The sequence below is a fragment of the Cupriavidus gilardii genome (assembly GCF_008801915.1).
In the GTDB taxonomy this organism is placed as follows: domain Bacteria; phylum Pseudomonadota; class Gammaproteobacteria; order Burkholderiales; family Burkholderiaceae; genus Cupriavidus; species Cupriavidus gilardii.
On record NZ_VZOV01000081.1, the window covers coordinates 1 to 464 of the forward strand.

The following is a 464-nucleotide window of genomic DNA, read 5'->3' on the forward strand; positions in this document are numbered from 1 at the left end:
CTTGTTTGGCTTATGCTGATAATCCGAATATCTCGATTGAAGGATTGATGGAATACATTACCGGTCCTGATTTCCCTACAGGCGGTATTATCTACGGTAAATCAGGTATTGTTGATGCCTACCGTACCGGTAAAGGTCGTTTACACATTCGTGGTAAATACCATTTCGAAGAAGATGAAAAGACAGGTCGTACAACCATCGTCTTTACTGAAATTCCATATCAAGTAAACAAAGCAAGAGTTATTGAACGTATTGCCGAGTTAGTAAAAGAGAAAAAGCTTGAAGGTATTTCAGAACTTCGTGATGAGTCAGATAAAGAAGGTATGCGTATTGCAATTGACTTGAAACGCGGTGAAAACGCAGAAGTCGTTGTAAATAACTTATTCTTAAATACCCAGCTTGAAAACTCATTCAGCATCAACATGGTTTGTCTAGACAATGGACAACCAAAATTGATGAATCTA

General features: G+C 37.9%; 1 protein-coding gene. It reads left to right on the top strand.

Translation table 11 applies throughout. The annotated features are described in order from the left end of the window. Positions 1–5 precede the first annotated feature (5 nt). Positions 6–464: DNA gyrase subunit A (locus F7Q96_RS26520; RefSeq protein ID WP_409364734.1), on the top strand; the 459-nt coding region annotated here is incomplete at its 3' end.